Genomic DNA, 8,071 nt, shown 5'->3' with positions numbered 1-8,071 from the left:
TTTCGTCTCGTAAGTGCCCACACAGATTGTCTGTTTCTTCTTTTTAAAGAGCTGACAGCCTTTTAATTTACTTCACAATTTCTTGCTTCAGTTTGCTGTCTTAAGGGCTGCGTATACTACGCTACACCTTTTTATTCGTCAAGATCTTTTTTTAAAATTTTTGACCTTGCTCACTAACACTATTTTTGTCTGCTCGTCGCTGACGCCGTGTCAGTGGATGCGCATTATAGGCACTTCATTTTTTTTGGCAAGTGATTATTGCAAATTTATTTTTGTTTGTCTTTTTTTTACACAAGATGAGCTAAAAACAAACTAAAACGATACATTTTGTAGCAATTTTACCTTTTCAATCTTTATTCTACGATTAAATTCTTTAATAAAAGAAAAATCAAACTACAAAATTTAAAATAACTATCTTAGAGCCATAGCTATTTGCTTTTATACATTCAGCTATATAGTCGTACTTTTTATTCTTTTCGATATTCTCTCATCACAAATAGAATAGCAAATATAGTTGTATTATAAATTAATGTACTATTTTATTGATTAACAATCACATCATCCATCTTTAAAAATATACAGCATTTAAATTAACCGCTGTAGTTCTATCATAATTCTGCTTTAATCTTTTTCGGTAAATCAGCTAAACTATCAATTAACCAATCTGCTTGTGCTAACGCCTCTTCAGTTATTTCATCACCGGTTTTAACTAATACTGTTTTTTTAACCCCGGCTCGTTTTCCTGATAACAAGTCAGAAACCCTATCACCAACCATATAAGAATTTGCAATATCGATATTGAGTTCTTTAGCGGCAGATTGAATCATACCAGGACTTGGTTTGCGACATTCACATTCATCCACTAGTGGATCATGAGGACAATAATAGACACCATCTAAATCAACACCACGATCTTGTAGTGACCAATCCATCCATTCAGTTAAGGTATCAAATTGCTCTTGAGTAAATTTATTTCTAGCAATACCTGATTGATTAGTGGTAATAACTAATAAAAAGCCCATCTTTTTCAATTCTTGCATTGCGTCAATCACACCATCAATAAAGTGAAATTTATCAATAGTGTGTACATAATTATAATCTATATTAATTGTCCCATCTCGATCTAAAAATATAGCTGGTTTCATGTTTAATCGTCTTCCTTTTATATGGATTTCTTTTCTAGCTTTATATAGGATATTATTGATTGACTTAGATGTCTAGACGTCTTAATATTTATCTATTCAGATTTTTGTTGTTATATATCATGATAAAATTAGAACATATCTCAAAGACATTTGAGCAAAATAAAACCATTATTCATGCCTTAAAGGACATTTCACTACATGTTCCAGAAGGTAAAATTTATGGTGTGATTGGTAAATCCGGCGCAGGTAAAAGTACATTAATACGTTGCGTAAATCTGTTAGAAAAACCAACTAGTGGAAAAATATTTTTTGATAACCAAGATATCACCCATTTATCTAATCGAAAGTTAATTGAAGTTCGTCGAAAAATTAGCATGATTTTTCAACATTTCAATTTACTTTCCTCAAGAACGGTATTTGATAATATCGCCTTTCCTCTTGAACTCAATAGAACACCTAAAGCGGTCATTAAACAAAAAGTAAATGAACTTATTGATCTTGTTGGTTTAAGTGAAAAAGTGAATGTTTATCCAGCTAATTTATCTGGTGGCCAAAAACAACGCGTCGCTATTGCTAGAGCACTAGCCAGTGATCCAAAAGTATTATTATGTGATGAAGCAACGAGTGCTCTTGACCCAGAGACAACCCGTTCTATTTTAGAATTATTAAAAGATATCAACCAGAAACTAGGCTTAACCATTTTATTAATCACTCACGAGATGGATGTAGTTAAACAGATTTGTGACCAAGTTGCTGTAATTAGTAATGGTGAGTTAGTTGAACAATCTTCAGTTGGTGAAATGTTTTCGCATGCAAAAACTGATATTGCAAGACAATTTATTCAATCAACTTTGCATCTTACAATTCCAGATGATTATTTAGCTAGACTAACACCGGAACACAAAGAAGGACTTAATCCGCTGGTTCGCATGGAGTTCACAGGAGTATCGGTTGATTTACCATTACTGTCTCAAATAGCTAAAGAATTTGAAGTTGATAGTAATATTATTAGCGCTCAAATGGACTATGCTGGCGGTGTTAAATTTGGCTTAATGTTGACAGAAATGAAAGGCAAACAAAAAAGTACTGCATCGGCAATTGCGTTTTTAGAAAAGAATAATACTAAAGTCGAGGTGCTAGGTTATGTCTGATTTTCTTCCATCATTTAAACCATTTGAATCCCTATTTCATTATTTAGCTCAACATAGTTTCTGGGCAGATATTGTTGCTTTTTGTTCATCATTTAATGGCTTTAATGAAGCAATGCTGTTTAAGATTGCACAAGCAACAGATGACACCATTTATATGGTTTTCTTATCAGGCTTGTATGGAATACTGATTGGACTGCCATTAGGTGTAATTTTATATGTAACCCGAAAGGGTAACATTCTTGAGAACTATATTATTCATAATATAGTTTCATTTGTTACAAATATATTTCGCGCCATTCCTTTCATTATACTAATCGTGTGGATAAAACCATTCACAATGGAAGTAATGGAAATTACTACGGGACAAAGTACCTTTTTAGGAAGACAAGGTGCTTTAGTTCCACTAAGTCTTGGGGTAGCCCCTTTAATTGCAAAAATGATTGAAAATGCATTACTTGATATTTCTAAAGGATTAATTGAAGCTGCTCGTTCAATGGGCGCAACACAATTACAAATTATCTATAAAGTTTTACTTCCTGAATCATTACCGATAATTATTAATAGCATGACAATAACTTTAATAACATTAACAGGTTACATAGCTTTAAGTGGAGCGGTAGGTGCTGGAGGTCTTGGCCAACTTGCTCTTCAATATGGTTATAATAGTTATAAGCCTGCTATAATGAACACAGTTGTTATATTATTAGTTATATTTGTATTCTTGATTCAATTTATTGGCAATAATATTGTTAAACGCGTTACCCACCATTAATCATGGAGAGAATTATGTCTATAAAAAAATTAGCACTAATAACCACACTGGTAAGTGCATTCTTCTTAACCGGTTGTGATAACAAACAAACCACTGCTACTGATAACAAACCAGCAGAACCAACTAAAGTCACAACTCTTAAAGTTGGTGTAATCTCTGGTCCTGAAGAAGAAGTAGCTGAAGTAGTTAAACAACAAGCGAAAAACCTTTATAATTTGGATGTTGAACTTGTCATTTTCAATGATTATGTCACACCTAATCAAGCTTTAAATGATGGTTTAATTGATATTAATGCTTTTCAACATAAACCATATTTAGACGAACAAATCAAAGAACGTGGCTATAAACTCTCTGTGGTTGGTAATTCTTTTGTTTACCCTATTGCAAGTTATTCACACAAATTAAAACCGATTGATAATAGCAGTGAAACAGGCGAAGGGGTAAAAGTAACTTCTCCTCGTGGTGAAACATTTTTTATTCCAGCTAATTCAACCATTGCTATACCTAATGACCCTACTAATTTAGGCCGTGCATTACTTTTATTACAACATGAAGGGTTTATTACTGTCGATAAAGCAAAAGGCTTACTACCGACTGTACTTGATATTACTAGTAACCCATACAATTACAAAATTGTAGAACTTGAAGCACCAATGCTTCCTCGCTCACTTGATGATTCACAAATCGATTTAGCTATTATCAATAATGCTTTTGCTGGACAAGCAAATTTAACCCCAAGTAAAGATGGTGTTTTTGTTGAAGATAAAGAATCACCTTATGTAAACATCATCGTTTCGCGTGAGGTTGACAAAGATAATGAAAATGTAAAAAACTTTGTTAAAGCATACCAAACTGATGCTGTAGCTAAAAAAGCCGATGAAATTTTCAACGGTGGCGCAATTCGTGGTTGGTAATCCTAAATTAGCAAACTATGATCAACTCACTCTCATCGACTATTGTCGATGGGAGCTGATTTAAAACAATTACACAATAATTTAATAATGACATCGCAATTTGAGCCAATTGGCATCATTTACTCACCCTATACTGAAAAATTTGCTGTACCACGCCAACCGAATCTTGTAACAGCAGCTGAAGGTGAACTACATTTGCTAAATAGATTTAATGATCCCATGAGTATTAAGGGATTAGAACAGTTTTCACATATATGGTTATTATTTCACTTTCATCATATTGATACTAGCAAACAAAAACTAACCGTCCGCCCACCTCGTTTAGGTGGCAATAAAAGTTTAGGTGTATTTGCAACAAGATCACCATTTAGACCCAATAATATTGGGCTCTCAGTCGTTGAATTACTAGATATTATTGTTGAAAACAAGCAGGTGATATTAAAACTAGGTGGATTGGATCTGGTAAATGGTACGCCGATAATTGATATAAAACCCTATTTACCTTATTGTGATAGCCATCCAGAGGCAATAGCTGGTTATGCTCAACAACTTCCAACACAAAAACTTAAGGTAACATTTTCATCTAAAGCTGACATATTTTTACAAAGCCAAACACAGAATTATCCACAACTAAGTGAACTAATTGAACAAGTCATTTCTCAAGATCCGAGGCCAGCTTATAAACAAAAAAGTCTTCATGAACAAAACTACGCGATTACCCTATATCATTTCAATATAACTTGGAAAGTATTAGGACATGAGGCCATTGTGGAAAATATTCACATAATTAGTTAATCATACAGATACTCTTATAAAAATAACTTATTGATGTCGTATGCAGAATATTAATCGATCTATTTGTAAAGATAATTTACAAAAAAGTTATGCGAAACCGATAATATTAATTTGGTGAGTTGAAATTATTTTGATAAATTAACTACGGGTTTAATTCCCTATATTTCACTTTGCCACTAAAATTTTATAACTTTAGTGGCCCTTTTATAATTCAATGATAATTATTACTTTTCTTGTTTCTTAACTCTGCTATATCAATAGCATCGAATAGATAATGTTTACCGCAATAATCACAATGAATATCAATCTTACCTCCATCTTCATTGAGAATATCATCAACTTCGTTAGCTGGTAATGTCATTAAGCTATCTTCGCAACGTTGTCGTGAACAACCACACTTAAACACAATATCATGCGTCTCAAATAAACGAACTTCTTCTTGATTATAAAGACGATATAATATCTCATCAGTTGGCAATTGGAATAACTCATCGCTAGTGATAGTCTCCGTCAATGCACAGAGATGTTCAAATGATTGTTCAATATCTTCATTTGCCGGTAATACTTGTAATAAAATACCTGCTGCCATAGGTTTGTTATTATGAACCCCTGTTTTGACAAATAAACGCGTTGGCAGTTGTTCAGATTGCATAAAGTAATTTTCTATACAACCAATTAAAGTGTCTTTTTCAAGACCAACAATACCTTGATAACGCTCGCCTTTTTTAGGTGTTATGGTAATGACAATATAGCCGTTACCCACCATATCTTTAAGAGTAGCATTATCTGCAATTTCACCATTAACTCGTGCAACGCCACGTAGTTGCTGCTCATTGTTACCATTTACTACCGCTAACGTCAATGGACCATCGCCTTGTAACTGTACAGCAATATCACCATCAAATTTCAACGTCGCGGTTAATAAGCTAGTTGCGACTAATAATTCACCTAATAAGTTCTGAACCGCAATAGGATAATTATGGTTTTCTAAAATAGATTGGTATGTTTTTTCAAGTCGGGTAATTTCTCCGCGAACGGGATGATTATCAAATAAAAACCGATTTAAGGTATCCATATTAATTAATTGCCTTGTTGTCTATCATATTTAAATTTAATTAGTGTACGCCGCTCTTTTTTATCAGGACGTCGATCCGGATGCGGCATGGTTAGTGCATTAAGTTTTCGTGCCTGAGCAATATTTTCACGTTTGGTGATACTTTCTAGGGTCTCTTGATAAAGGTATTCCGCCTCTCTTGCCGTTCGACGCTGATCACTAATGGCTAAAACGCGAATTGTCTTTTGTTCATTGCCTTGTCGCAGTGTTATCATTGCGCCAACTTCAACAATCTTGCTTGGCTTTGCTCGTTGACCATTATAATGGACTTTGCCACCATCAATCATATCGCGAGCAATAGAACGCGTTTTATAAAACCGAGCCGCCCATAACCATTTATCTAATCTTACTAGATACATCGTTTCCTCATTTAAAACTAAATAAATCTCAAAACAGATATAAGGATAATTTTATTAAAATCAATGTTGTGAATGAATTGAATACTCATTATCATTGGTAAAAAATGTCCCAGATAGGCTAAATGGTGAAATTTCACCATGTAAATCAACACGATAATTTGAAGATTCAGGCGAAGTTTCAACTAACTTCCATCGATTTAACAGTTCACTAGTAATCCCTTTAGCAATAATATGTAATGATTCAAACTCGGTTTGCAAAGGATTTATCGTTGCGGTTGCATCAAGCTGACCACTATTAATTAATGCGCTAAAACTTAATAATGCTCGATGCTGACTATCAAAATTCACCGACAAATTAGGGTATTTAACCGCAATTTTATTAATTGTTGCATCATTGGCTTTAAAAAATAATGAGCCTGAATATATGCCAAACTTTTTATCTTCCACTAACCTAATGTTGGTTCCAGAAACATTAAAATCTGTGAGATTAAATGGATAGTCAGACTTAGTGCTGATTAACGTACTTGGCAAAACAGTTAGCTGATCAATATCGACTTGATTGAATATATTAGGTAATAACCGTTGTTTTAAGTCATCAGGTAACTGATAATTAATACTGGCTAGTAATAATGTTTGTAAATGTAATACATTGTTTTTCCAGTTACCAGTTAAATGGACATTACCATCACTCCACCCTGCGACCGCTTTTAAAATGTCTACTTCATCATCTTTGCAAGATAGTTGCAGTAATAATGATGAAAATATTTCATCAAACCACACAACATTATCAGCACTAATAATGAAATTACTTTGCTGTAACTGCCACTGATTATCATAACCAATGTTAGTTATCTCCATATTACCCTTTTCTATTACTAAATTAGGTAATTGAATATTACTATCAAATATCGAAAATTCTTGTAATTTGAATTTTGGCAGCTCAGACAAATAGCTGTTTAAATCAGTCTCATTATTAGCATTAAAATGTATATTATTTAATTTTAATTGTGCTATATCCAAACTACCATCTGCTAGCATTTTTAATTTGCTAACAAAAAAACCATTATCAATATTACCACCTAAATTAGTAATTGAAGTTATACCATCACGGTAATATCCTTGTAATAACACATTATCTACAGCCTTTTGCTTAAACAATACTTGCTGGGCAGTAAAATCAAATTGATATGGTTGTTTACTCGGCAAATCAAACGGTTTTATACCACCATTAATTTGTTGTAACAACAAGGGGGCTTGAGCATTATTCAATGAAAAATTTAAGGTTGTGTTATACAACCGTAAAATATTCGCTGTAAAATTCGATTCGCTGATTTGAGAACCATCTAGCGTGGCATCAATGAGATTGATATAGTTAAAATGATGAAGCTGCCACAAATTTTGCTTATCAAAACCAATGATTAATTTGCCAATATTAGCTACTTCTTGCTGATCTTTTTTTACCAATAAATTATCAACGCTTAACTCATAAAAATTAGCAAAGGAATGATTTATTTTACCAATTGTAATAGAATAGGCACCCAGCTTTGATAATTGTTGGCTTACTATTTTGGCACCAAAATTGGTTTGTAACAAAAAATAGCCAACTACAATTAACAACCAGAAAATCGAAAAGAGGATGATTAAACTAAATCGTAATCGTCTCATAAATAAGCTAAATAGTTATAATGAAGGGTTGAATTGTATTACGATACCCGATTTTGACTAAAATAGCACTTGATTTTGCTATAAATGATTTGTTGTTAAACCAGTTTTGAAGTTAATATATAACTAAAGCCAATTGTAACATTAGAATAACAAACC

The 8,071-nt window shown here is 33.0% G+C and carries 8 protein-coding genes; 4 read left to right on the top strand and 4 right to left on the bottom strand.

Annotated elements, in window-relative coordinates; translation table 11 throughout:
- Positions 1-608 precede the first annotated feature (608 nt).
- A complete protein-coding gene (gmhB, locus tag H3T56_RS08175; protein WP_065614160.1) occupies positions 609-1,145 on the bottom strand; it encodes a D-glycero-beta-D-manno-heptose 1,7-bisphosphate 7-phosphatase in 537 nt (178 codons plus the stop codon).
- A 119-nt stretch (positions 1,146-1,264) separates the two neighbouring features.
- Between gmhB and metN the strand changes: the two genes are divergently transcribed.
- The 4 genes from metN to tsaA all read left to right on the top strand — a co-directional run bounded on the left by metN (position 1,265) and on the right by tsaA (position 4,777).
- Positions 1,265-2,296 (top strand): methionine ABC transporter ATP-binding protein MetN, encoded by a 1,032-nt coding sequence (gene metN, locus H3T56_RS08170; RefSeq protein WP_065650716.1) that lies wholly within the window; start codon positions 1,265-1,267, stop codon positions 2,294-2,296.
- A gap of 112 nt (positions 2,297-2,408) precedes the next feature.
- A complete protein-coding gene (locus H3T56_RS08165; protein ID WP_065650735.1) occupies positions 2,409-3,068 on the top strand; it encodes a methionine ABC transporter permease in 660 nt (219 codons plus the stop codon).
- Positions 3,069-3,082: 14 nt separating this feature from the next.
- Positions 3,083-3,982, top strand: coding sequence for a methionine ABC transporter substrate-binding lipoprotein MetQ (metQ, locus tag H3T56_RS08160; RefSeq protein ID WP_065650717.1), 900 nt, complete (start codon positions 3,083-3,085; stop codon positions 3,980-3,982).
- An 84-nt stretch (positions 3,983-4,066) separates the two neighbouring features.
- Entirely contained in the window at positions 4,067-4,777 is a 711-nt protein-coding gene (gene tsaA / locus H3T56_RS08155; protein WP_198192521.1) for a tRNA (N6-threonylcarbamoyladenosine(37)-N6)-methyltransferase TrmO, read from the top strand.
- Positions 4,778-4,988: 211 nt separating this feature from the next.
- Here tsaA and hslO read toward each other — a convergent pair whose 3' ends face one another.
- The 3 genes from hslO to H3T56_RS08140 are packed head-to-tail and all read right to left on the bottom strand — an operon-like array spanning position 4,989 to position 7,915.
- Positions 4,989-5,852 (bottom strand): Hsp33 family molecular chaperone HslO, encoded by an 864-nt coding sequence (gene hslO, locus H3T56_RS08150; RefSeq protein ID WP_198192515.1) that lies wholly within the window; start codon positions 5,850-5,852, stop codon positions 4,989-4,991.
- A 5-nt stretch (positions 5,853-5,857) separates the two neighbouring features.
- On the bottom strand, positions 5,858-6,250 hold the full coding sequence (gene hslR / locus H3T56_RS08145; protein ID WP_110434609.1) for a ribosome-associated heat shock protein Hsp15: 393 nt from the start codon (positions 6,248-6,250) through the stop codon (positions 5,858-5,860).
- 60 nt (positions 6,251-6,310) lie between these two features.
- Entirely contained in the window at positions 6,311-7,915 is a 1,605-nt protein-coding gene (locus H3T56_RS08140; protein ID WP_198192513.1) for a hypothetical protein, read from the bottom strand.
- Positions 7,916-8,071: the final 156 nt, after the last annotated feature.

The sequence above is a fragment of the Gilliamella sp. W8123 genome (assembly GCF_016101085.1).
Classification (GTDB): Bacteria; Pseudomonadota; Gammaproteobacteria; order Enterobacterales; family Orbaceae; genus Gilliamella; species Gilliamella apis.
This window is presented reverse-complemented; position numbering and strand designations above follow the sequence as displayed.